Source organism: Micromonospora mirobrigensis (genome assembly GCF_900091555.1).
GTDB classification, from domain to species: Bacteria; Actinomycetota; Actinomycetes; order Mycobacteriales; family Micromonosporaceae; genus Micromonospora; species Micromonospora mirobrigensis.
Map to the genome: position 1 here is coordinate 699,289 of NZ_FMCX01000002.1, position 25,779 is coordinate 725,067.

The following is a 25,779-nucleotide window of genomic DNA, read 5'->3' on the forward strand; positions in this document are numbered from 1 at the left end:
CGGTCTGCGTACTCGGCGGCGCGAACAGCAGTCAGGACCGCAGCGCGCCCGCCGCCGCCGACCGATTCGGGCGCCGGTCGGGTGGACGCGGTCACCGCATCACCTGTGGCGGCAGGTCCGGGCTGACGGATCTCGTGGCGTGGTCCGCGCACCTGGCCGGCCCCGACACCACCTCCGCGCTGACCGCGGTCGAGGGAGTCCAGGCGGCTGGAGGTGCACGGTGCTGAAACTCAACCAGACGGCTTCCATGATCGACCGTCGGCGGTTCCTGTCCCACCTGGCGGAGCTGGCCCGATTCGGCGCGGACGAGCTGGGCGGAGTGTCTCGGACCGGCTTCAGCGAGGCGGATCACGCCGCCCGGCGATACCTCTGCGAGCGCTCGCGGATGCTCCGGTTGCGCGCCACCGTCGACGCGGCCGGGAACCTCTTCATCGGACGCCGGGAGGCGGACCGGGACCGGCCGGTCCTGCTGTTCGGATCGCATCTCGACAGCGTGGTGCACGGCGGCCGGCTCGACGGGGCATACGGCGTCGTGGCCGCCCTGGAGACCTTGGCACGGCTGGACGAACGAGACGGCTCCTTTGCGTACGAGCCGGTGGCGGTCGCCTTCGCCAACGAGGAGGGCGCCGAGTTCGGGTACCCCTTCTTCGGATCGAAGGCGATGGTCGGTCCCATCGAACATGCCGAGCGTCTGGTGGACAGCGCCGGGCTTCCCCTGCGCGACGCCTTGCGGGCTGCCGGGGGCGATATCGACGCCCTGTCCTCGGCCGTGTGGCCGGCCGGCCGGCTCGGCGGCTTCCTCGAGCTGCACATCGAACAGGGCCCGGTGCTGCAACGGGCCGGTGTCCCGCTCGGATTGGTCGAGGCGATCACCGGGCGCCACATCTTCGAGATCACGCTCACCGGCGAGCAGAATCATGCCGGAACCACCCCGATGGACGATCGGCACGACGCGCTCGTAGCCGGTGCCCGCCTGACGCTCGCCATCGAGGACATCGCCCGGGTGCGCCGGCTCTGCGCCGTCTCGACGGTGGGCCGTTTCGATGTCCGGCCGAACGTGACCAACGTGATCCCGGGCGCCGTCACCTTGACCGTGGAGATCCGGGACGGCTCACTCGATCGGCTGGCGAACGCCGAACGCGCCGTCCTGGCGGCGGTGGCCGCGCTGGGACCCGGCATCGACGCGCGGGTGGACGTCCGCATGCGCGCCGCTCCCGTCCGCACCGACCACCGGCTCAGCGCCGCGATCACCGACGCCGCGGCCGAGCACGGACTTCCCGTGCTGACGATGCACAGCGGCGCCGGTCACGACGCGCAGATCGTCGCTGCGGCGGGCCCGGTCGGAATGATCTTCGTACCCAGTCGGGACGGGATCAGCCACTCCCCCCGTGAGCACACCGAGCCGGAACATCTGCTGGCCGGGGCGGACGTACTCCTGACCACGGTGCGTCGCCTGTTGGAGGGGGCGGACCGGTGAGGTTCACCGGGCGTGTCGACGCTTCCCCGGCCGACGTCCTGCACGAAGAGATACTGCGCCCGCAGTTCGAGAAGGAAGCCCGCACGCTCCTGCCCTGGTACGTGCTGATCGAAAAGGTCCTGTTGCTGGAGTACCGGCGAATGGGGTTGATCGACGACACCCAGTCGGCCGCGCTGGTCTCTCGGCTGAACGAGCTGACCCCGGAACAGATCACCGCCGATCCGGAGGGCAACATGTCCGACCTCGCGTTCGCCATCGAACGGTACGTCCAGGGCGGACCGGAACCTGTGCCGGCCGCATGGCACGTCGACCGCAGCCGCAACGATCTCCAGGCCTGCGCCCAACTGCTGTACGGCCGATCGCAGCTCGCCGCGCTCATTGAGAGTCTGGTCGGTCTGGCTCGGGCCGCCGCCGACCGCGCGGCGGCCGGCGTCGACCTGCCGATGCCCGGATACACACACCTGCAGGCCGCTCAGGTCGTCACGCCCGGCTTCTACCTTGCCGCCCTGGTCGAGGAGTCGCTGCGGACCATCCGGCAGATGCGTGCGACCTACGACGCGGTCGACGAGTGCCCGCTCGGCGCCGGTGCGATGGCCGGTCAACAGCTGGACTGGGACCTGCCCCGCATGGCGACGCTCCTGGGTTTCGATCGGCCGACCCGGCACGCCCTGATGGCGGTGGCCTCCCGTGGGTGGGCGCTGCGTGTAAGCGGGGATCTGTCCGCCTACGGGGTGGTCCTCAGCCGCTTCGCCACCGACCTGATGGCGTGGGCCAGCGGCGCCTACCGCCTGGTGGACCTTCCGGACTCGATGGTGGGCATCTCCTCGTCCATGCCGCAGAAGCGCAACTTCCCGGTGCTCGAACGGATCCGTGGCCGGAGCGCACACCTGACGGCGCTGCACCTCGATGTGGCCATGGTCCAGCGCGCGACTCCGTACGCCAACATGGTCGAGGTTTCCAAGGAGGCCGGTAGTCACCTGAATGCGCTGTTCGCCCAGGCTGGATCGGTGTTCCGGCTGACCAGCACCGTGCTCGCCGAGCTCCGCTTCCGGCCCGAGCAGATGCGGGATGCGTGCGCCGGTGACCACCTCGGCGGCTTCCGGCTGGCCAATCTGCTCACCCTGAGAGCGGGACTGCCATGGCGGCACGCGCAGGTGGTGGCCGGCCGGTACATCGCGGCGGCCGTCGACGCGGGCCGCTCCCCCGGCGAGCCCGACGGGCCGCTGTTGCGCAGGCTGGCCGCCGGCTACCCGGTGACGGAGCCGGCGGACCTGCTGACCGAGGCGTTCGACGTGGACGCCGACCTGGCGTCACGGACGTCCGACGGATCAACCGGTCCGGACGCGGTACGTCGCCTCCTGGCCGTCCAGTGCGCCGAACTCGACGAGCACGCGGCATGGGGACGGCACCGCCGCTCCGCGACGACCTCTGCGGTGAACGCCGTGGAAGACCAACTGCGAGGACACCATGTTGTTTGACTCGGTGACGGCGGCGATCGGACATACCCCGCTGGTCCGGCTGCGGATTCCGGCAGCCCCCGGGGTGCGGGCGTACGCCAAGCTCGAGATGCAGAACCTGATGGCGATGAAGGACCGGGTGGCCAAGGAGGTCGTCCTGCGCGCACGCGAGGCCGGCACGCTGGTCGACGGCGCGCCGATCGTGGAGAGCTCGTCCGGCACCATGGCGCTGGGGCTGGCGCTGGTGGGCAACCATCTCGGTCATCCGGTCCACATCGTCACCGATCCCCGGATCGATCCGATCACCCTGACCAAGCTCGAGGCGCTGGGCTGCGCGGTGCACGTCGTCGAGGCGATGACCGGAGCGGGCTGGCAGAGTGCCCGGCTGGAACGCCTCGCTCACCTGATGGACGACCTGCCCGGTGCCTTCTGGCCGCAGCAGTACCACAACCCGCACAACCCGCTGGCGTACCGCGCCCTGGCGGACGAGCTCCTGGAGGACATCGATGGCCTCGATGTGCTCGTCGGCGCGGTGGGCAGCGGCGGTTCGCTGTGCGGGACCACGGCGGCGCTGCGCGCCGACCGGCCGGAGCTGACCTCCGTCGGCGTCGACGCCGTCGGCAGCATGCTGTTCGCCCAACCGGACCGTCCCGAGCGCCTGCAGAGCGGACTGGGCAACAGCCTGCAACCGGACAACATCGACTACGCCGTGCTCGACGAGGTGCACTGGCTGTCCGATGACGAGGCGTTCGCCGCGACCCGGGCGCTGGCCCGGGAGCAGCAGATCTTCGCCGGCAACACTTCTGGTTCGGTGTACCGGGTCCTCACCCACCTGGCCCGGCAGGCCGCCGAAGGGACGACGCTGGTGGGCATCTTCCCCGACCGCGGCGACCGGTACGTGGAGTCGGTCTATCGGCACCGGCCGGAGACGCAGCCTCGTAGCCACCCGGTGCAGGTTCCGTACGGCACCGTGGTGACCGCCTGGTCGTTCGCCGAACTCGGGCGGAACCACCGCCGTCAGCTCGGCTTCATCGAGGCGAACACCACGGGCACCGGCATGACGGCCATTCGGACGGCCGCCCGCCTCGACGTGGAGCCGGTGTTGTTCACCAGCTCGCCCCAGCGTTACCGCGGGCTGCCCGACGTCCGCGTCCGCACCGTGGTCTGCGACACCGACGACACTGCGGAGCTGGCCCGGACGATCAAGGCGAACCTCTCGTCGCCCGCCGGCATCGCGACCACCAGCGACTTCTACCTGCCGCAGGTCAGCGAGCTGACCGCCTCGTTCGACCTGCCGGGCAACCCGCCGGAGGCGATCGCCGTGTGCCGCGACAAGGCGGCGACACGGCGGATGCTGAGCGCGGCCGAGGTGCGCCAGCCCGGGTACGCCGTGGTCGCCGCCACCGACGAGATCCCGGCCGCGATCGCCGTGACCGGCCTGCCGTGCGTGGTGAAGCCGATCGACGACTCCGGCTCGAACAACGTCCGGCTCTGCCACGACCTCGCCGAGACGGCGGACCAGGTCGAGTGCATCCTGGCGGTCACCACGAACGTGCGCGGCCAGGCGACCGCCAGGCTGGCACTGATCGAGGAGTACGTGGCGGGGCCGGAGGTGTCGGTGGAGATGTTCAGCCACGACGCCACGGTCACCTGTCTCGGCGTCACGGCGAAGTCCACGCTCGCACCGCCGCACTTCGTCGAGGCACGGCACGTCTTCCCCGCGGCTCTTCCGCCGGCCCTGCACGCCGAGGTGCTGACTTTGGTCACCCGTGCCCTGTCCGCGGCGGGTATCCGGGAAGGCGCGACGCACACCGAGGTACGGCTCGGCTCGGCAGGCCCGTCCATCGTCGAGATCAACGCGCGCCCCGCCGGCGGCATGATCCCCGAGCTCGTGCGGCTGGCCACCGGGGTGGACATCGTCGAGCAACACCTGCGCGCGGCGTGCCGGCTCCCGGTCCAGCTCAGTCCGGCACGGGACCGCACCGCCGGGATCGCGTTCCTCACCGCCGGTCGCACCGGCCGGCTCACCGCCGTCGAGGGCACTACTGCGGCCCGCCGGACGCCGGGCGTGGTCGACGTGGCGGTGACGGCCGCACCCGGGACCGCCGTTCGTCCGCCGCGTAACGCCTATGACCGGCTCGGGCACGTCATTGCGGTGGGCAGCTCCGGCCACGAGGTCAGCGAGGCGCTGGACGCCGCACTCGGATATCTGCGAATCGAGGTCAACCATGATCGAACTGCGTAGTGACACCTTCACGCTGCCCTCTGCCGCGATGCGCTCGGCGATGGCCACCGCCCCGCTCGGTGACGACGTCTACGGCGAGGACCCCACCGTGCTGCGACTGGAGCGACTGGCCGCCGACCGCCTCGGCAAGGCCGCCGCCTGTTTGATGCCGAGCGGGACGATGGCCAATCTGGCTGCGCTGATGGCTCACGCCCCGCGCGGGGCCAAGGCGATCGTCGGGTCGGAATCCGATATCTATCTGTACGAGGCGGCCGGCGCGACGGTATGCGGTGGCATCTCCTACGAGCCGATCCGCAACCTTCCCGACGGCACTCTGCCACTGGCCTCGATCGCCGCGGCGTTCCCGGAGGACGACGAGGATCCACAGTTCGCCCCGGCGGCGGTCATCTGTCTGGAGAACACGCAGAATCGCTGCGGCGGGGTGGTGCTACCGGACGGGTACGCGGCCGAGGTCGCCGCGCTGGCCCGGACCCGCGGCGTCGCGGTGCACCTGGACGGTGCCCGGATCTTCAATGCCGCGGTGGCGCGCGGCGTACCGCCGGCCGAGCTGGCCCAGCACGCCGACACGGTGCAGTTCTGCCTGTCCAAGGGGCTCGCCGCACCCATCGGTTCGATGGTGGCCGGCGACGAGGCCACGCTGCTGCGGGTCCGCCGGATCCGCAAGATGCTCGGCGGCGGAATGCGACAGGCGGGCGTGATCGCCGCTGCCGGCATCCTGGCGATCGACGAGGCGGCCGAGCGCCTGAGCACGGACCACGCCCACGCGCGGCTGATGGCCGAGGGGCTGGCCGCGATCCCGGGTGTCACGCTGGACCCACCACAGACCAACAGCATTCTTCTCCGGGTCGCGGGACGGGACCCGGAAGAGGTCGTGCGGATGGCCGCCAGTGCCGGCGTCGCCGTCAACACCTTCGGGCACGGCCGGATCCGCGCGGTCATCCACTGCGGCGTCACCACCGGTGACGTGCACGAGGCGGTGAGCCGCCTCGCCAAGGTGATCACCCATTCCGAGCCGAGGCTGAACGGCGCCGGAAGCCCACGGTAGACAGTCGTGCGATCACACCGCCCCACCCGTCGAGGAGTGACGACCATGTACTCGATCCCGAACACCCCGGCCCGCTCGCACCACGCCACCGCCCCGGGCCGCACGGACACCAACTGGGGGTGACCGCAGATCTGCCCGGCCCCGCCGGACCGCTCAGGAGGCCTCGCCGACCTGGAACGCCAAGGAGGCCGAGGTGAGCCTGCGTACCAGTTCCTCGGCGAGGTCACGGGCATCTTGTGAATCGACCTTACCGAGTATGGTCAGCGCCTCCCGCCAGGCCGCCATCGCCGTCGCGGTGTCCGCGATGGTGTCGCCGAGCAGGCGCAAACCTCGGGCCTGCCACACCTGGTCGCCCAACTGACGGAAGCTCTGCAGCGCGGCGCCGGCCAGGCGCGCGGCCATGTCCCGCGAACCGATCGCGTACTCGGCCTCTGCCCAGGCGAGCTGGATGCGGGCACTCACCATCCGGTCGCCGCTCTCCGCGGCGACCTTGCCCGCCTGGCGCAGCGTGCCGACGGCACGATCCGCATCGCCGGCCGCGGTCTGCGCCAGGCCCTGGCCGTAGCGCGCGTAGGCCTCGCCGATCCGGTCGCCGTACTCGACGACGATCTCCAGGACATCGTGAAAGCAGTCGAGCGCGGTGCCGATGTCGTCACCCTTCAGGGCCACCTCGCCGAGGCGGTACCGCAACTGTGCCTCCATCCGGCGGCTCCGTCCCTCGGTGAGCCGGATCGCCTCGGTGAGATGCCCGAGCGCAGCACGCCGGTCGTGGGCGATGACGGCCAGCTGGGCCAACCCGGACAAGACGTGGGCCTCCCCGATCACGTCACCGGCGAACCTGAACCACTCACGCGCCTGCTCGTACTTGCGCCGGGCCTCCTCGTGGCGGCCTTGCGCCCGATCGATGAAGGCCAGGTTGCGCAGGACGAGCGCCCGGCCGTACAGCACTCGTTGGTCGACGAAGAGCTCGTCGGCGGCACGGGACAACCGGGCCGCGTCGTCCAGGCGGTACTCCGCGGCAGCCAGGGCGCCCATGGAGTAGAGGACCGCGGCCTCGCCGTACTTGTTGCCCGATCGCCGCACCGCGGCGAGCGCGCTGTCGTGCGTGGCCCGCCACTCGACGAATTCCGACCGCACCTCGAAAATGGTCACCAGCGTCACCGCGAGGTCCCAGCAGAGGTCGTCGGCGCCGAGGTCAGCGGCCTGACCGACCATCGCCACCAGGGCATCCTTCTCGACCGCGAACCATTCGAGCGGGTCGGCCAGTAGTTCTTCGCAGAGAGTCTCATCGACCTTCCAGCGAACCGCGTCACTGTGCAGGACGGTGTGGTCGCCTCCGTACTCGCTGCGGTGGGCCTTTTCCGCGACATACAGCCACGCGCCCAGAGCCCGGCGCAGCGCCTCGGCCCCATCCTCGGCTCGGTCCTCCGCGTCGTGGCGTTCTGCGGCGAAGATCCGGATCAGGCCGTGCATCCGGAACCGGGCTCGGCCGCCGACCGGGGTCTCGACCTCCAGCAGCTGCGCCGTCACCAGCTCGCTGAGCGCCTCCGCACCTGCGTCGTCGTCCGAGCCGAGCAGGGGTGCGCAGATCCATTCCGGGAAATCGCGTGCCTCCAGCACGCCGAGCAGCCGAAACAGTCGGCGTGCCGGGTCGCTGAGCCACTCGTAGCTGGGAGCGATGTTGGCCCGGAGGCTCTGTTCGCCATGCGACAGTTCGTCGAGGCGCCGGCTCGTGTCGGCGAATCGCTCGGCCATCCGAGCCACTGTCCAGTGGGGCCGGATGAGGAGTCGCCCGCCTGCCGCGCGCAGCGCCAGCGGCAGGTGGCCGCACATGCTGCTCAGTCGCAGCGCCTGGGTCGGCTCGGCATAGATCCGACCGGGCCCCGCGATCTGTGCCAGCAACTCGACCGAGTCGCTGGGTTCGAGCAAGGGACATTCCACGTGGTGAGCCGCCGGCAAGGCGGTGAGCCGGCGGCGGCTGGTCAGGATGACCACGCTGGGGGCGGAGTTGGGCACCAGCATGCGGACCTGCTCCTCGTCCGCGACCTCGTCGAGAACCATGAGCACGCGCCGCCCGGCGAGCAGGGCTCGCAATGTCTCGGCACGCTCCTCGATGCCGCCGGGGATCATCACGTGCGGTACGCCGAGGGCACGCAGGAACCGCTCCAGGACCTGGGCGGCGCCCAGCGGGGTGTTGTTGCCGTTGAGCCGGGCGTAGAGCTGCCCGTCGGGAAAGAAGTCCTTCGTCGCGTGTGCCACCCGGATCGCCAGGGCGGACTTGCCGACACCGCCGGTGCCGGAGACCGAGATGATCCGGGGCGCCGCGTTCCCGTCATCCGGTTCCGCGGTGACTATCTCCTGGAGCCGGTCGAGCAACGGCCGGTTGCCCGTGTAGTCACCGATGTCGGGCGGGAGCAGCCGGGCCGGGCGGTAGTCGGCCGGCGTGACGTCGGCAGGCTGGGTCGCGGCCCTCGGATCCAGCTCATAGTCGGTTTCACCGCCCAGGACCGCACGTTCGACCTCGCGCAGCTCGGCGCTCGGCTCGATGCCCAGCTCGTCGACGAGTGTCTGGCGACCGTCGCGGTAGCAGGCCAGGGCCTCCCCCTGGCGACCGCTGCGAAACAGCGCGAGCATCAATTGCGCCCGCAGGTGTTCGCGCAGCGGGTTGGACGCCACCAGGTCGGCGAGTTCGGCGATCATCTCCTGGTGGCCGCTCTGGCGCAGTCTCAGGTCCATGAACTCCTCGACCGCCCGCAACCGCATCTCTTCCAGGCGAGCGCCGGCAGCTGCCACCAGCCGGCTCTCCACCCCGGCCAGCGCGTCGCCCCGCCAGAGCTTCAACGCGCGTTCGTAGCGGCCGATCGCCTCATCGAGCCGCTGCTCCTCGGCGCTCTGTCGGCCCTCTGCCACGAGCCGCTCGAAGACGAGCAGGTCGACCTCGTCGGGCCCGGCGTGGATCAGGTAGCCCGGAGCGCAGGTCTCCAGCCGGTCCGGCAGGCCGACGTCGGCGAGCGCCCGCCGCAGCGCGGAGACGCAGATCTGGATCTGTCCTCGCGCGGTCTGCGGTGGGGCGTCGTCCCAGATGGCTGTGGACAGCCGGTCGACCGGGACGACCCGGCCCGCCTCGAGCAGCAGCATCACCAGGACGATGCGCTGCCGCGCCGCTCGGATGGTGGCTGTGCCTGTCGGGCCTTTCACCCCCAGCGTGCCGAGGATCTCGAAGTTCATCACAGCCGCAGTCCCCCGTGGTCTCGGCTCCGTCTGTTACACCTTGCGACGCGCGGCGAAATCGCCCTCGCACCCCTGGCGATGGGCAAGGGCATTGCCGTTGATCACTGTCCGAATCAGGAGCGTAACAGCTCGGAGCGGGGCCGTCGAGCGTTCAACAATCCGCTGTGTAGGACCAGCGATCACTCTCGGTCCGAATATGAGCCCTGACTACGCGGCGGCGTTATGTATTTTGAGCGGCCGGTATGCCGACCCGAAGATTCGCTTTCCAGAAACCGGGGAGGCTGAGTAGACCCATAGCGATCACCGACCTGACCGGACGACATCGGGCGGCGGACCGACCGGCGAACCGTCAACGGGCTCCCGGCCCAGAGCGGGACCCGGTGGGAAGATCGGTCGACTGCGGCATCGTCGGCATGGATCGGTCGACCCAGGCCCGGCCGGCCAGGGCGCGGCAGCCGTACCGTACCCGGGCGAGCTTGTCCGGGTAGTCGGGGTCGTCGTCGGCGAGCAACAGGCCGAGGATCGTTCCGCTGTGCGCGGCGACCACCCCGAGGGCGCCCGTCGCGGCCGAGAGGGCCACCAGGTCGCCGAGCATCGACTTGGGACGCAGCCGCTGGTTGAGCAGCGCGCTCCGGGTGGCCACGGCGCCGACCGTCGCGAGATCCCCCTTGCCGATCGCCACCGTGATCTCATCGAGCAGGCTGCGGTACTCCCGCCGCTCGGCGCGGCCGAACGGTTTGGGAATGCGGTTGAAGTCGACCGTGTCGACCTGGCCACCCTCGTCCACGCCCACGATCGTCGTTGCCGGCAAATGACCCAGCATCGCTTGCAGCCGGACCTGCCGGTGCAGGAAGGCCACCACACCGGGATACATCACCCCGTCGGTGGGCTCGATCGGGCGCAGCAGTGACTCGATGTCGGCCGGGGTGAGCGTCACCCCGATCGCCTCGCTCACCGCCCGCACGGTGGCCACCAGATCGGCCGAGGAACTCGCCTGGCCCTTGCCCTCGGTGAGATCGCCGTCGAGGGTGAGCCGACCACCGCCCCACACGCCGTACCGGCGCAGCATGGCCTCGGCCACTGCCCGTGATTTCGTCTTGCTCCGTGGTGCGACTTCGACCCTCGATGCGCCTGGGTGTAACTCGAAGTACGCCGAACATCCCCGCCTGATCGGCAGCGTTACCAGGAAATCCGTACCCGGTTCCGGCAACACGCCCTGAAGCAGCTCACCGAAGGTGCCATAGGCCCAGCCACGGCCGGCCTGCACCGGCCGGCCATCGAACGCGGCGCGGGCCGATCCCGATGCGATGATCATTTTTCTCCCTTGGTCGGCGCGTTACCGGATCGTTGGTCACAGCGTCGGCGGCATGGGGAATTCCAGTTCCGCGAACAGATCGGCCAGGAATGGCCTCCCCCCGATGTTCGAGAGGACGACCAGACCCGCTCCGTCGTCGAGATCCGTCGCGGTCATGCACTGGAAGCTGTGCCGATCGCCGGGATGACCGAACCACCGGTGACCGTCGACGACCTTGCTGACGCAGCCCAGGCCGTACCGACCGCCCGGCACCTCCGGCGTGATCATGGCTTGCGCGGACGCCCGGTCGAGCACCCGCGACGGTTCGCCGGTGGCAGCTGCCCGGATCTCCACCGCTACCTTGGCCAGATCGGCGGCGGTCGTCCACAGGCCACTCGCGGCCTGCTGGGGGAAGACTCGCCAGCCGCCGGGCAGGTGCGTGCCGTCGTCCCGGTGGCCGTGCGCCACACGGCCCGGCCGCAGGTGCGGGAACGCCTGGTCGAAGCTGCTGTCACGCATGCCGAGCGGACCGAGCACCAACCGTCGCATCGTCTCGGCGAACGGCTCGCCGGTGACCGCCTGGAGGACGCTCTGCACCACGGTGAAGTTCGCTCCGGAATAGCCGAACGTCCCTGCCGCGCCCGTCACCTCGATCGGCGGTGTCGCGGCCGGCGGCCGACCCAGGATCATGTCGGCGAGGGTGGGCAGCGGGTCCGCCTGCTCATGGCCCGGGTGGCCGTACTGCACCAGCCCTGCCACGTGGCCCAGCAGGCCCCGCAGGGTGACCGGTCCCGACGCGCCGCGCAACCCGCCTGTCAGGTGGGTACGCACGTCCGCGTCCAGGTCCAGCACGCCGTCCATGGCCAGCCGCAGCACGCCCACCGTGGTGACGTGTTTGCTCACCGAACAGGCCTGGAAGATCGTTTCGGCATCGACCGCCGCACCCCCACGGGCGTCGGTCGTTCCCTCACCCCAGGCCCGGGCGACCTGCCCGTCGGCGATCACCGCGACACTCACCGCCGGCGCCTGACACCGCCGACGCGCGGCGGCCATCAGTGCCGAGCCCGGCTCGAGGCGCTGCCAGGACGCCGGAACCGGCCGGTCGGCCGGTGCCGCCAGCTTGCGAAGTCGCTGCAGGTGCTCCTGAAGACGCCGGCGGCCCACCCGCTCCTCGACGTTTCCGGCCGGGAAGGTCCAGTCGACGTGCAGCCGGCCGTCTCGCACCCACGACCTGACGTCCAGGAGGTAGCGGCGCTCACCGGCGGGGGCCCGGGCCGTCGAGTCGTCGTCCACGCCGTGGAACAGGCCCGCACCGTCGCCCTGGTCGAGCAGATGACCGAAGTGGGTCAGGCTGACCCACGACCTGGATGCCAGATCGGCCTGGCCCGCCAGGTGACGCAACAGTCCATGTCCGATCCCATGGTGCGGAATCGCCGCCAGGGTGTCGGCCAGGGCGTCCACCGCCGTGTCGACGCCACCCCGGCCGACCGGCCGGACGACCACCGGGTACCTGGCGGTGAACCAGCCGACGGTGCGGGAGAGATCCACATCATCGAACAGCGGCTCGCGGCCGTGGCCCTCGATGTCGACCGAGACCGGGAGGCCGCCGCCGGCCCATTCCACCAGCACGTCCCCGAGAGCGGCCAGCACCAGCGTCTGCATCGGCACCCCGTGCGCCGCCCTGCGGGTCAGCCGGCTCGTGTCCGCTTCATCGAGCACCGCCTCGACCGTGCGGGTCGCCGACTCACGATTGATGCCGCCTACATCAACTGCGGGCGGTGGCGCCACCGGCTCGCGAGCCACCGCCTGCCACAACTCGCGTTCCTCGTCCAGCTTCCCGCTGCTCGCGTACGCGGCGAGCCGCGTGGCCCACTGCCCGAACGAGGTCGGGACCGGCGTGAGCGCGGCGGGATCGTCGGTTCGGTACACGGTGGCGAGGTCGTCGAGCAGGATGCGCCAGGAATACGTGTCCACGGCCCAGTGGTGGACCACCACCACGACGCGGTCGTCGAATCCGTCGGCCCGGATCAGTGCCGCCCTGAGCAGGGGGCCGTCGGCCAGGTCGAGACCGGTGTGCAGCCGATCGGCGATGGCCCGGATCTCGTCCCGTCGCTCATCGGCTGTCCGGGTGCCGAGATCGACCACCCGTAGCGGATTGGTGTCCGACACCGGCGCGACCCGCTGGCGCCGGTCGGGCGCGGCGCGGTCGAGACGCAACCGCAGCGCGTCGTGCTGGGCGGTCAGCGCCCGCAGAGCCCGTCCCAGGCGGCCCGGATCGGCGGCGCCGTGCCAGTCCACCTGCACCGACTGGTTGTAGTGGTCGTGCGGCACACGTTGGTCGAGCAGACGATGCTGCGCCGGAGTGAGCGGTACCGCCGACCAGGGGTCCGGGTGCTCGGCACGCGGGGCCGCCACCTCCACCGCCGCGCCCGGCGCCACGGTGGCGGCCAGGTCTCGCAGCCTGGTGTCGCGCAGCACGTCCTGCACAGTGATCGACAGGCCGGCACGCCGCCCCAGGGTGACAACCTGGAAGGCGAGGACCGAATCGCCACCGAGGGCGAAATAGTCGTCCTCTGGCCCCACCCGGTCGAGGCGCAGCACGCCCTTCCAGATCTCCGCGAGCACCCGCTCGGCCTCCGTGACGGCGGCGGCGAGCCCCGTCCCGGCCGGCCCGGCGGCGCCCGACGACGCGGCCGGAGCCGGTTCCGGAACGACCGGCGCGGGTACGACTTCGCGCCACGCGGCGACCGGGTCGTCGGCGGGCGCAACGGTGACGGCCTCGAGCAGCATTCGGTAGTGCCCGAGGAGTTCCGCGACCGCGTCCCGGTCATAGACTGCGTGCTCGAACTTCAGTCCGAGCTCGAGGTGACCGGCGACGCTCACGGTGAGCACCAACGGGTACGCGGTCTCGCCCGGAGCGCCGTCGCTCTGGTCGACCCGCAGGCCGGCCCACTCGCCCTCCTCCTCGTCGGCGGCGCGCTCCAGGACGAACAGGTTGGTGAACAGCCGTTCTCCGCGGGGCACATCGACGCATCGGGCAATCTCCACCAGGGATGCGCCGGCATGCTCCTGTTGGGTCAGGCGGCCTCGGTGCACCTCGGTGAGCCAGTCGCCGATCGACATGTCCGGGGACACGCCCATCCGGGTGGGCAGGGTGTTCATCAGCATCCCGACCATGCGGTCGATGCCGGGCACGTCGGCGGACCGGCCGGCCAGCGTGGTGCCGAAGACGACGTCATCGGTGCCGCAATGCCGGCTCAGGAGCAACGCCCACGCCCCCTGCAACAGATTCGGCAGGCTGATCCGGTAACGAGCTGCGGTGTCGCGCAGAGCCTGGAACAGCGAATCGGCGAGAGTGCTCTCCTCGACGCCGATGCCGGTTCCCGGGCGTCGACCCGCTGCGACGGCGGGTAGCGGCGTGGGACCGCGCAGGCCGGCCAACGTTCGCCGCCAGTAACCCATGTCCCGGTTCGCCGGGTGGCGGTCGAGCCAGGACAGGTAGTCACGGAACGGTGCCGGCGGATCGGCCGGCAGGGCACCGCCGGTACGCATAGCGGCGTATGTCTCCAGCACCTCACGGCTCACGATCGACCGGCTCCAGCCGTCCAGCACCAGGTGGTGGACGTTCCACAGCAGGCGGTGGCGCGTCGAACCGGTTCGGATCAGAACCAGCCGCATCGGCGGTCCGGCGGTGAGGTCGATCCCGCGCTCCCGTTCGTCCGCGGCCAGCCGCTCCAGCCAGCCCACGCGCTCGCCGTCAGGAGTGGAACGGCAGTCCCAGCGTTCGACCACGATCGGCTGGGCGCGGACGACGACCTGCACCGGGTGCGGCAGGTCCTGCCAGATGAACCGGGTCCGCAGGGCCGCATGCCGGTCGATGACCCGCTGCCACGCCGTCACGAACGTTCCCACGTCGAGATCGCCGTCGAGGTCCCAGATGAACTGGCGGAAGTACTCGTCCCGCTGCGGGTCGGCGAGCCGGTGCAGCAGCATGCCGGTCTGCAGGTGGGTGAGCCGGTACACCTCGGCCGTGTCCAACTCCCTCAGCTGGGTACGCAGGACGGCGGCAGCCTCGTCGTCCAGCCCGGTGAGCGGGTCGGGCCCGGCCACCGGTGGCTCCGCAGCCGATCGCTCCGGAGCGGGCTCCGCCGCTGCCGGCTCCGCGAGGGTCACCACGGCCGCGAGACCGGCGACGGTCGGATGGCGGAACACGTCACGCGGGTTGACGGCGAGACCGTACTCCTGTGCCAGAGCGACCAACCGCACCGAGACGATGGAGTCGCCACCGAGCCCGAAGAAGTCGTCGTGCACGCCGACCCCGGTCACACCGAGCGCCTGTTCCCAGACACTGACCAGGCGTCGCTCGGTCTCGGTGCGGGCAGCGACGTACCCGGCTTCCTCATCCCGGGTGACCGGGCCCGGTGCCGGCAGCCGGCTGCGGTCGACCTTGCCGGCCGCCGTGAGCGGCAGCTCCGGCAGACAGACGAACTGTGCGGGACGCATGTAGGTGGGCAGGTCGCGGGCCAGCCATTCCTGCAGGTCAACGGCGCTCGGCAGCTGCCCATCGGGGCGGGGCACCAGGTACGCGACCAGCCGACGGTCGCCTGACTCGTGGGCGAAGGCGGCGACCGCACCCTCGACGATGTCGGGATGAGCCAGCAGCCGGGCCTCGATCTCCCCCAGTTCGACCCGGTATCCGCGGATCTTCACCTGATCGTCGCAACGGCCCAGGAAGTCGAGGTTCCCGTCGGCGCGCCACCGGGCCAGATCCCCGGTCCGGTAGAACCGGGCGCCCGGCTCCGACGCGTACGGATCCGGCAGGAACCGCTCCGCCGTGACCAACGGCCTGCGATGGTAACCACGGGCGACACCGTCACCGCCGATGAACAACTCCCCCGTCACACCGATCGGTACCGGGGAGAGGTGACGGTCGAGCACGTACATCCGGATGTTGGCGATGGGCCGGCCGATCGGCAGCGGCAGCTCCGGATCGACTTCGTCCGGCAGGACATAGGTCGAGCAGCCGACCACCGTCTCGGTCGGGCCGTACTCGTTGATGATCCGTGCCCGTGGAGCCGCCTTACGCCAGCCCAGGGCGGTTTCCGTACGCACCTCGTCGGCGCCCACCACGAAGGTGCGCACCGAATGGACGCTGTCGGGCTGCACCATCCGACGCAGCACGTCGAGATGCCCCGGCGTGATCTTGAGCAGACTGAAGTCGGCCGGCTCGGTGAGCAGGTCGGCGAGATTTCCGAGGCCCTCGTCGGGCGGCAACAGTGTCACGCTCAGCCCGGCCGTCAGCGGCAGGAAGAAATTGGGAACGGAGAGGTCGAACGCGATGGAGCCGACCATCGGAGCGCCGTCCGCGCCGTCGATCCCATAGCCGGAACGCGCCCACCACAGATAGTTGATCAGACCTCGATGGTCGATCAGCACGCCCTTCGGCCGTCCGGTCGAGCCGGAGGTGTACATGATGTAGACCAGGTTGCGCGCCGTAACACCCGTCTGGGGCGACGTGGCCGGTCGCTCTGCGATCTGCGCGGCCTCGGCGTCGAGCAGCACCGCGGGCAGGTTCTCGCCGTCGGTGGCCAGCGCCGCGAGGTCGGCCCGGGTCACCACGAGCCGGGCACCGCTGTCCCGCAGGTAGTACTTCAGCCGGTCACTTGGATGGCCGGGGTCTAGGGGGAGATAGGCGCCGCCGGCCTTGAGCACGCCGAGCAGGGCCACGAACATCTCGACGGAATGGTCCAGGAGCACGCCGACGATCTGCTCGGGGCCGACGCCTCGGGCACGCAGGTGGTGCGCCAGCCTGTTCGCGGACTCGTCCAGGTCGGCGTAGGAGACCGAGGATCCGTCGACATCGACGATCGCCGTAGCGGCGGGATTCTCGCGAGCCGCCTGCTCGAACAACTCGTGCAGGCACGTCTCCGACGGGTACCACGCGTCGGTGTCGTTCCATGTCCGGAGCACACGTTCGCGCTCGACGTCGGGCAACGCGTCGAGCGTGTCGATCGAGCCGGACCGGTCATCGGCGATCGCGGTGAGGATGATCGCCAGGTGCGCGAGCAGCCGCCGGATGGTCTCCGCCTCGCCGCAGGTGCGTTGGTACGCCAGTTGCAGGCACAGCCCGTCCCCCGCCGTCACGTCCAGCACCAGCGGGTAGCCACTGTCCAGCGCGGTGCTACCGGGCACCGGGGACACTTCCGGCGGCAGCGCCGGTTCGCGCTCCTCGTGCTGGAACACCACGATGCTGTCGAACAGGCGCTCGTCCGCCCGCACCGCGCTCTGCCGCTTGGCGTCGACCAGCGAGCAGTGGACGTGCTCGTGCAACTCGGCCATCTGATCCTGGACTGCGCGGGCCACCGCGCCGGCGGTGATCCCCTCTTCGATCCGCATCCGGACCGGGAGGGTGTTCATCAGCAGGCCGACGACCTGTTCGATCCGAGGGAAGTCCCCGGACCGCCCGTTGACGGTGACCCCGACGACCACGTCGTCCCCGCCACCGAACCGACGCAGCAGCAGTCCCCAGGCCGCGGTCACCAGCGAGCCCAGCGACACCCGCCAGCGGCGCGACACCTCGGTCAACCGATCCAGCTGGCCCCGGTCCAGGTTCAGCAGTTCGAGCGCCGTACCCACCCGGCCGCCTTCCTCCGTCGGCAACCGGTTGACCGGTAGCGCGGTCGGCGTGGTGAATCCGCCGAGCACCTTCTGCCAGTGCACGGCGTCCGCGTCGCGGTCGCGTCCGGCGAGCCACGCCCGATGTGCTGCCGCCGGCACCGGGTCGGGGAGGTCGACGGACGTGCCGTTGCGGAGGCCGCCGACGATCTGGAACAGTTCCCGGACCACTATCTCGGTGCTCCATCCGTCGAGCAGGATGTGGTGGGTCCGCCACACCAGCCGGTAGGACGAGTCACCGGTGCGCAGCGCGGTGAATCGGTTGATCGGACCGGTCAGCTCGATCGGTTCGGCCCGGTCCTCGGCGAGGAAGTCCTCGTACCGCCGCGGAGACGCGTCGGCGCGCCAGTCGAGGACGACCAGTTCCGGCTCTGCGCGACAGTGCACCTCCTGGACCGGATGTGGCCGCCCGCGCCAGGCGAACCGGCTGCGCAGCGCGGGGTGCCGGGCGCAGACCTCGCGCAGCGCCGAGGCCAGCGCCTCCTCGTCGAGCGGCTGGTCCACATCGAAGGCGTGGTACTGCGCGTACCGGTTCTCCGCCGGGAAGGCGATCGTCTCGAACAGCATCCCTTCTTGGAGGGCGGAGAGCCGGTGCACGGACTCCACGCCGTCCGGTAGCGGTTCGGCAGCGCGGGCCGGGGCGGCGCCGTGGCCGTCAGCGGCCGGGCCGTCCGTGGCGCGGAGCGCCGCCACCACCTCGGCCACCGTCTGGTGCCGTAGCAGCAGACGCGGGGTCACCGGCAGGCCGGCGGCGCGAGCCCGGTTGGCGATCCGCACCGCCAGGATCGAGTCGCCACCGATGTCGAAGAAGTTGTCCCGCACGCCACAGAAGTCGAGATCGAGCAGCTCGGCCCAGATCGCGGCCAGCACCCGCTCGGTCTCGTCGCGTGGCCTGGTCGGCTCCGCTCGCGATGCGGCTGCCGGTGACACGTCCGGCAGCGCCTTCCGGTTCACCTTGCCGCTCGAGGTCAGCGGCAGCGCGTCCAGGGGCACGTACGTGGCCGGGACCATGTACTCCGGCAGCGTGCCGCGCAGATGGGCCGTCAGATCGCTCGCCGACAGCACGTGCCCGGGCGTCGGCACCACATAGGCGACCAGCCGCAGAGCGCCGGCCGAGGTCTGCTGTGGCACCACTGCGGCCTGCGCGATGTCGGGGCGGGCCAGCAGGGTCGAAACGATCTCATCGAGCTCGATGCGGTGGCCGTGTACCTTGACCTGATCGTCGATCCGTCCGAGGAATTCGAGGGATCCGTCGGTACGCCACCGCGCGACGTCGCCCGTCCGGTACATCCGGCCGCCGTGGAACGGGTCGGGCACGAAGGAGCCAGCGGTCAGTACGGGCCGGCCGACGTATCCGCGGGCGAGGCCGACACCACCGATGAACAGCTCGCCGGGCACCCCGACGGGCATCGGGCGCAGGGCGTCGTTCAGGACGTACAGCCGCGTGTTGTCGATCGGCCTGCCGATCGGGACGGTCGCCTCGCCCGGCGCAGACACACAGGTGTACGCGGACACGTCGATCGACGCCTCGGTCGGGCCGTACAGGTTGTGCAACTCGGCGGTGAGCCGGGAGCGAGCCTGATCCGCCAGCCCGGCCGGAAGGGCTTCGCCGCTGCAGATGACGTGGCGCAGGCTGGGAAGGTCGTCGACCGTGGGATCGGCGAGGAACTCCGCGAGCATCGAGGGCACGAAGTGCACGACGGTCGCGGCGCTGCGGCGGATGAGGTCCGCCAGGTACGCCGGGTCCTGATGTCCACCAGGCTCGGCGACCACCAGACGCGCGCCGACGGTCAGCGGCCAGAAGAACTCCCACACCGACACGTCAAAGCTGAACGGCGTCTTCTGGACGACAGTGTCGCCGGTGCCGATCGGGTAGGCCTTCTGCATCCACTGCAGCCGGTTGACCACACCCCGGTGCGGTACACAGACGCCCTTGGGCCGCCCGGTCGAGCCGGAGGTGAAGATGATGTATGCGAGGTCGTCCGGTGACACTGCCGTCAGGCCGGAAGTGCCGTCGTCGGTGATCGCCGCCTGCCGGTCCACGTCCAGCACGACGACCTCGTCGCCGGTCCAACGACCGGCGGTCTCCTGGTCGACCAGGACGACGGACATCCCGGTGTCGGCGACGATCATCGCGTGTCGGCCGTCGGGATGATCGGGATCGAGCGGCACGTACGCGCCACCTGCCCACTCGACAGCAAGCAGCGCGGTCACCAGCCTGAACGAGCGCTGCAGGCAGACCCCGACCGGCACATCGGGTCCTACCCCGGCTCGCCGCAGCCCCGCGGCTACCCGGCTCACTCGGTGCGCCAGTTCCGCGTACGTGAGCGTCTCCTGGTCGTCGACGACGGCGCAGGCATCCGGGGTCCGGGCCGCCTGCTCGGCGAACAGGGACGCCAGGGTCGTCTCGCGCAGCGGCACCTCGGTGTCGTTCCAGGACCGGAGCTGCCGGTGCAGGTCGTCGGCCCCCAGCAGATCAAGGTCGCCGGTCCGGCGTGCGGGATCGGCGGCCATCTGCTCCAGGACGGCAACCAGACTGCGCAGCAGCCGCCGTACGGTATCGGCCTCGAACAGATCCGTGGCGTACCGGAGCTCCAGGCGGATCGCGCCGTCGTCGTCGCGCGCCACCAGCGTGAGTTCGAACTTCTCGGTGGCCTCGTCGAGGTCGACCGGCTCGGTGGTGATACCCGGAAGGTCCCACCAGTCCTCGTGGTCGTCCAGGTATTGGAACAACACCTGGAACAGCGGGTTGCGATCCGGCGCGCGTCGCACGTTCAGCGCGCGGACCACCTCCTCGATGCTGACGTCGGCATGGTCCAGCGCCCCGGCCACGGTCCGGCGCAGGCGGATCATGAGGTCACGCAGCTCCGGCCCGTCAGCCAGATCGACCGGAACGGCGACGGTGTTGACGAAGAGCCCGACAGTCTCGTCGGTGCCGGCCGTGCCACGGCGCGACATGGGCGTCCCCACCGCGAAACGCGTTTGCCCGCTGTAGCCACCAAGGGTGGCCGCGAGCCCCGCCAGCACCGCGACGAAGGGCGTCACGCCGGCCTCGGCAGCGACCTGCCGTAGCCGGTTCGCCGTGTTCGGGGGCACGGTCATCACGACCCCGTCGCCGCGGTATGTCGGTTCGGGCGGGTGCGGCCGGTCGATGGGAAGTTCCAGGTACGGGTCGACATCCGAGAGGGCCCGGCGCCAATGGTCCAGGTGGGTCTGCCGGCCGTCGGCAGCGCCTTCGAGGGCCCGGCGCGCGTAGTCGGTGTAGCGACCCGGCGCCGCGACGTCCGCGACGCCGCGATAGAGCCGGCTGAGGTCGGTGGCCAGGATCTGGCAGGACCATTCGTCGGCGATCAGGTGGTGCAGGTGCAGCACCAGGAGGTGATCGCCGTCCGCCTCGACGAGAGCAGCGCGGAACAGCGGTCCCGCCTCGAGGTCGAAGCGCCGCGCCAGCTCGGCCCGGACCGAGGCCATCGGGTCGCCTCCGTGCTCGGTCCGGTCCACCACGGTGAAGGCGGCCGGCCCCGGGGCGCGGACGATTTGCATCGGTCCGTCCTCGGTCTCGACGACGACGGTACGTAACGCCTCGTGCCGGGCCACCAGACGATCCAGCGCGGTCCGCAATCTGCTGACCTCTACGGCCCCGTGCAGTCGCACGACCTCATGCACGCTGTAGAGCCCCTCGTGTGCGCCGAGCATCTCTCCGACGAGCCACAGAGAATGCTGCTCCGGCGACAGCGGGACGGGCTCCTCGGGCGACCGTGCGGCGTCCGGTGTCTGCACCGGGCTCGCGGTCGGCGCGGCTCCGCGCAGCAGCCGTTCCGTGACACTGCGCCGTGCCGCGGCCAGCAGATCCTCGCGCTCGTCAGGAGTGATGGTCATGGGCCGACTCTCGGCCGGTCGCCTATCGGCCCGCTGTCCCGCCGTCACCGGTTGGAGGCGCCGGTCCGGGATACGTGGACGATAGGGGGTGTCCACCGCGCTCAGGCCGTAGACTCTGGTCGATGCTCGCGACTCTGCTCCCGGCCGCCGTACGCACCGCTGAGGCGTTCTCCGACATACCCGGCGAGCCGGTGTTCCCTGGCGAGGAGGACCTGGTGGCGAACGTCGTCGACCTCCGGCGCCGGGAGTTCGTCACCGCCCGCCGCTGCGCGCGCGAAGCCCTGCGGCGGCTCGGTGTGGCTCCGGCACCGATCCGGATCGGTGCCGAACGGGCGCCGGTCTGGCCGACCGGGGTGGTCGGCAGCATCACGCACTGCACCGGCTACCGAGCGGCCGCCGTCGCGCGCTCGGCCGACCTGATGTCGGTTGGCATCGACGCCGAGCCGCACCAGACACTGCCGGCCGGAACCCAGGACTACATCGTCGCGCCCGGCGAGGCCGACATGCTGCGCGACCTGCGCAGTGCCCATCCTCGGACGCATTGGGACCGGCTGCTGTTCAGCGCGAAGGAAGCGGTGTACAAGGCGTGGTTTCCGCTGACCGGACGGTGGCTCGGACTGCCGGACGCCCGGCTGACCATCGACCCCACTGCGGGCCGGTTCAGCGCGCAACTGCTCGTCGACGGATCGCGGTCCCGGTTCTCCGGACGCTTCCTGGCGACCGACCGGTTGATCCTGACCGCGGTGGCGGTCGGGTCAGGCGATTGACAAGCCCACCCCGCCCGCTCGACGGACGCCCCGAACGGGCGGCCGGTCGACCTCTGAACGCTCCGGTACGCAGTGATCGACAGTGGGCGCCGGCGGCGGACGTCCGTTGAGCAGACACCTGGGCCGACCCGGCGGCTGCCCGTGACACGGCCCTCGCGGCAGGTGACCTGGCGGCGGCCGAGGTGCCGCCGGGCGGCCACCCGAGCGGTCGGTCGCACCTCGGTCGGCGGTGTCGCTGTCGTGCAGCATGCGCGGACCGTCGAGGTACGAAGAGTGGGTCACGACCCGCCTATGGGACTCGGCAACCGATGAACTCGGCTCAGAGCCGCTCCGCGTCGACGGCGGCCAGTCCCGCGGTGTGGTTCGCGTGCCTCTCCACGCACCGCAGCGCGTCCTCCGTGGTGCCGGTCACCGAGCAGAGCGAGCCGAGGTCGGGATCGGTGAAGCCCCAGTCGGTCAGCTCCTGCGCCATTCCGAGGAACCGATCCCAGAACCCGTCGGTGTTGACCAGCACGATCGGCTTGGTCAACACTTTCAGCTGGTTGAGGCTTATCACCTCCAGCACCTCGTCGAGAGTCCCGAACCCGCCGGGCAGGGCGACGAACGCGTCGGCCTGGGTGAGGAACGCCACCTTGCGCTCGCCCAGCGTCGAGGTGACCACCGTCTGCTGCGGTGGTGCCGCGATGCCTCGCTCCTTCTCGACCAGGAACGTGGGAATGACCCCGGTCACGGGCGCACCGTGCCGCTGCGCGGACCACGCCACCTCGCCCATGAGCCCCGAACCACCACCGCCGTAGAGCAACCGGTGACCGCGTCGGCCGATCAGCAGACCCAGGTGCCGGGCCGCCTCGGTGTCGGCCGCCCGCCGGCCCGGCCGGGCGCCGCAGAAGACACAGATGGTCAGGGGACGCGCCGCAGCGCCTCGGGGATCAGGCTCGGTCGGCGCCGCCGACATGACTCGCAGGCTCATGACACTGCATTGGGGACGCCGCGTCTATCACCAAGATATCGACGGCGAGCAGGACGACAAGAGATCGCCGATAGGGCGGCGACAGGTCAGCGGTGGACGGTGATCCCACGATGAAGGAAACCCGACGTCCACGAGCCCCGTCCCTCTCGGGCGCGGTGGAGATCCATTTGGGGATCGCCTCGACTCCTACGCGTTGGCCCTGCCTCGTTGCCGTCGGCATCAGCACGAGACGGGATCCGGCGGCTCGCACCCGATCCGCGCCCCGGGTGGGGAGCTGATCGGGGACGGCCACCGGCTGGACGGCCACCACGATGCGGACATCGACAGGACGACCGACCGACACGCAGGAGGGACGTCATGGGTACCGTGCTCAGCTTCGACCAGTACGGCAAGGCCGAGAACCGCGTCGTGCGCATCTACCGGGACAACCCGCGACACGAGATCTGGGATCTGAACGTCTCCACGGCGTTACGCGGTGACTTCGCCGCGGCGCACGTCGAGGGAGACCAGCGGGATGTGCTACCGACCGACACCCAGAAGAACACCGCCTTCGTGTACGCCAAGAAGCACGGCGTCACGTCTCCCGAGGACTACGCGATCGCGGTCGGCCAACGGCTGATCGAGGCGTCCCCCAAGGCGTCCGGCGCCCAGGTCCGCGTCGAGCAGTACGCCTGGGACCGAATCGACGTCGACGGGGCCGGCCACGACCACGCGTTCCTCCGCCGCGGCGGAGCCGTCCGGACGACCGTGGTCACGCTCTCCGGGCGGAACGCCGAGCAGCTGGTCCGCGTGGTTTCCGGCCTACGTGACCTGGTCCTGCTCAAGTCGACCGGTTCGGAGTTCAAGGGTTTCCTCCGGGACGAATACACGACGTTGCAGGAGACCGACGACCGCATCCTCGCCACCTCGCTCGTCGCGAGGTGGCGGTACGCGGGTACCGAGGTCGACTGGAACTCGACGTACGGCGCCATCAGTGCGTCGCTGCTGGAGACCTTCGCCACCACCTACAGCCGGGCGCTACAGGAGACCCTCTATCTGATGGGAGCGCACGTGCTCAAGGCTCACGAAGAGGTGGCCGAGATCCGCTTCTCCGCACCCAACAAGCATCACTTCCCCGTTGACCTCGCCCGATTCGGCCTGGAGAACAGCGGCGAGGTGTTCACCGCCACCGACCGGCCGTACGGGCTCATCGAGGCCGCCGTGACCCGCGACGACGCGCCCGAGCCGGGCGACGCCTGGCTCGCCGTGCCGTCCTTCCTGTGAACTGACGAGCGACATGGCCGACTCCGGGCGTCACCGCCTCGCCATCTGTTGTCCGCTGATCGCCGGACGGCCCGACGAGGCGCGATCATGATGCTGGATCTCGTCCTTCGCAGTCGACGCGTGGTCATCGAGGGCACCGAGACCGCGGGTGTGATCGGTGTGCGTGACGGGCGCATCGCCGTCGTGGCACCACTCGACGCGAAGCTGGAAGCCCAGGAGTCGATCACTCTCGCTGATGACGAGGTGCTTCTGCCCGGCCTGGTCGACACCCATGTGCACGTCAACGAGCCCGGTCGTACCGAGTGGGAAGGCTATGCCAGCGCGACCCGGGCAGCCGCAGCCGGCGGAGTGACCACCATCGTGGACATGCCGCTCAACAGCATTCCACCGACGACCACGCCCACCGCGCTGGCCACCAAGCAGGGCTGCGCCCGCGGCCAGACCTACGTCGACGTGGGCTTCTGGGGCGGGGCAGTGCCGGGCAACATCACCGATCTGGCGGCCCTGCACGACGGCGGAGTCTTCGGCTTCAAGTGCTTCCTGCTCGACTCCGGGGTGCCGGAGTTTCCACCGCTGGACGCTGCGGAGTTCGTCGCGACGATGGCAGAGACGGCTCGCCTCGGTGCGATGCTGATCGTGCACGCCGAGGACGCCGAGGTGGTCGCACTGGCGCCACGCCCCACCGGGCCGGAGTACGCGGCCTTCCTGCGTTCCCGCCCGCACCGGGCCGAGGATCGCGCGATCGACCAGGTGATCAACGCCGCGCGCGCGACCGGTGGCCGGGCCCACGTCCTGCACCTGTCCAGCGCCCACGCGCTGTCAGGGCTCACCGCAGCCAGGGCTGCCGGTGTCGATGTCTCGGTGGAGACCTGCCCGCACTACCTGACGTTGTCCGATACCGATATCCCGGATGGAGCGACCCAGTTCAAGTGCTGCCCGCCGATCCGCGACGGCGGCAACCAGGACCGGTTGTGGCAGGCGCTCGCCGCCGGAGACATCGACATGGTCGTCTCGGACCACTCACCCTGTACGCCCGAGCTCAAGCTGCTCGAACACGGCGACTTCGGCAAAGCGTGGGGTGGCATCGCGGGCCTGCAGCTGGGACTGCCGGTGGTATGGACGGCGGCCCGCTCGCGCGGGCACTCGCTGGCCGACGTGACGCGTTGGATGGCGCAGCGCCCAGCCGAGCGCGTCGGGCTGCCGTACAAGGGTCGCATCGCCGCCGGCGCCGACGCGGATCTGTGTGTTTTCGCCCCGGACGCCGATTTCGTGGTCGATCCGGCGAGCCTACTGCACCGTCACCAGCTGACGGCGTACTCGGGTCGACGGCTGGCCGGCATCGTCCGGCAGACCTGGCTTCGCGGGCGGCGCGTACGTACGGAGGGACAGCCGCTCGGGAAGCTGTTGATGAGGGGAAGAAGATGACCGGGACGCACCATGCATTCCGACCGGACCTACCCGGTCGGCAGGAGCCGA

11 protein-coding genes are annotated in these 25,779 nt (G+C 70.6%); 7 read left to right on the top strand and 4 right to left on the bottom strand.

Going from position 1 to position 25,779, the window contains the following annotated elements; translation table 11 throughout:
* Positions 1 to 247: 247 nt before the first annotated feature.
* Genes GA0070564_RS10470 through GA0070564_RS10485 form a run of 4 tightly spaced genes read left to right on the top strand, consistent with a single transcriptional unit; the run spans position 248 to position 6,224 of the window.
* Positions 248 to 1,477 carry a Zn-dependent hydrolase gene (locus GA0070564_RS10470; protein ID WP_091606487.1) on the top strand — a complete coding sequence of 410 codons (1,230 nt, stop codon included), beginning with the start codon at positions 248 to 250 and terminating at the stop codon, positions 1,475 to 1,477.
* Positions 1,474 to 2,955, top strand: coding sequence for an argininosuccinate lyase (locus tag GA0070564_RS10475; RefSeq protein WP_091606490.1), 1,482 nt, complete (start codon positions 1,474 to 1,476; stop codon positions 2,953 to 2,955). Before GA0070564_RS10470 ends, GA0070564_RS10475 begins: the two co-directional genes overlap by 4 nt.
* On the top strand, positions 2,945 to 5,179 hold the full coding sequence (locus tag GA0070564_RS10480) for a pyridoxal-phosphate dependent enzyme (protein WP_091606493.1): 2,235 nt from the start codon (positions 2,945 to 2,947) through the stop codon (positions 5,177 to 5,179). Before GA0070564_RS10475 ends, GA0070564_RS10480 begins: the two co-directional genes overlap by 11 nt.
* Before the next feature lie 40 nt (positions 5,180 to 5,219).
* Positions 5,220 to 6,224, top strand: a complete 1,005-nt coding sequence (locus GA0070564_RS10485; protein ID WP_245669915.1) for a GntG family PLP-dependent aldolase — start codon at positions 5,220 to 5,222, stop codon at positions 6,222 to 6,224.
* A gap of 153 nt (positions 6,225 to 6,377) precedes the next feature.
* Here the strand turns inward: GA0070564_RS10485 and GA0070564_RS10490 are convergent, their stop codons facing one another.
* The 3 genes from GA0070564_RS10490 to GA0070564_RS10500 form a co-directional block, all read right to left on the bottom strand.
* A complete protein-coding gene (locus GA0070564_RS10490; protein ID WP_141714746.1) occupies positions 6,378 to 9,452 on the bottom strand; it encodes an AfsR/SARP family transcriptional regulator in 3,075 nt (1,024 codons plus the stop codon).
* Between the two features lie 352 nt (positions 9,453 to 9,804).
* Positions 9,805 to 10,770 (bottom strand): GHMP family kinase ATP-binding protein, encoded by a 966-nt coding sequence (locus GA0070564_RS10495; protein ID WP_141714747.1) that lies wholly within the window; start codon positions 10,768 to 10,770, stop codon positions 9,805 to 9,807.
* A 36-nt stretch (positions 10,771 to 10,806) separates the two neighbouring features.
* Positions 10,807 to 21,303, bottom strand: a complete 10,497-nt coding sequence (locus tag GA0070564_RS10500) for a non-ribosomal peptide synthetase (protein WP_091606503.1) — start codon at positions 21,301 to 21,303, stop codon at positions 10,807 to 10,809.
* A 215-nt stretch (positions 21,304 to 21,518) separates the two neighbouring features.
* Between GA0070564_RS10500 and GA0070564_RS10505 the strand changes: the two genes are divergently transcribed.
* The gene (locus tag GA0070564_RS10505) at positions 21,519 to 22,070 is read left to right on the top strand and encodes a 4'-phosphopantetheinyl transferase family protein (RefSeq protein WP_483819059.1); all 552 of its coding nucleotides are present in this window, start codon (positions 21,519 to 21,521) and stop codon (positions 22,068 to 22,070) included.
* A gap of 319 nt (positions 22,071 to 22,389) precedes the next feature.
* On the opposite strand, the gene GA0070564_RS10510 is transcribed toward GA0070564_RS10505, so the two are convergent.
* Complete coding sequence (locus GA0070564_RS10510) at positions 22,390 to 23,040, bottom strand: LOG family protein (protein WP_091606509.1); 651 nt, start codon at positions 23,038 to 23,040, stop codon at positions 22,390 to 22,392.
* Between the two features lie 357 nt (positions 23,041 to 23,397).
* On the opposite strand from GA0070564_RS10510, the gene pucL reads away from it, so the two are divergent.
* A complete protein-coding gene (gene pucL, locus GA0070564_RS10515) occupies positions 23,398 to 24,303 on the top strand; it encodes a factor-independent urate hydroxylase (protein WP_091606513.1) in 906 nt (301 codons plus the stop codon).
* An 87-nt stretch (positions 24,304 to 24,390) separates the two neighbouring features.
* A complete protein-coding gene (allB, locus tag GA0070564_RS10520; protein ID WP_091606516.1) occupies positions 24,391 to 25,728 on the top strand; it encodes an allantoinase AllB in 1,338 nt (445 codons plus the stop codon).
* Positions 25,729 to 25,779: the final 51 nt, after the last annotated feature.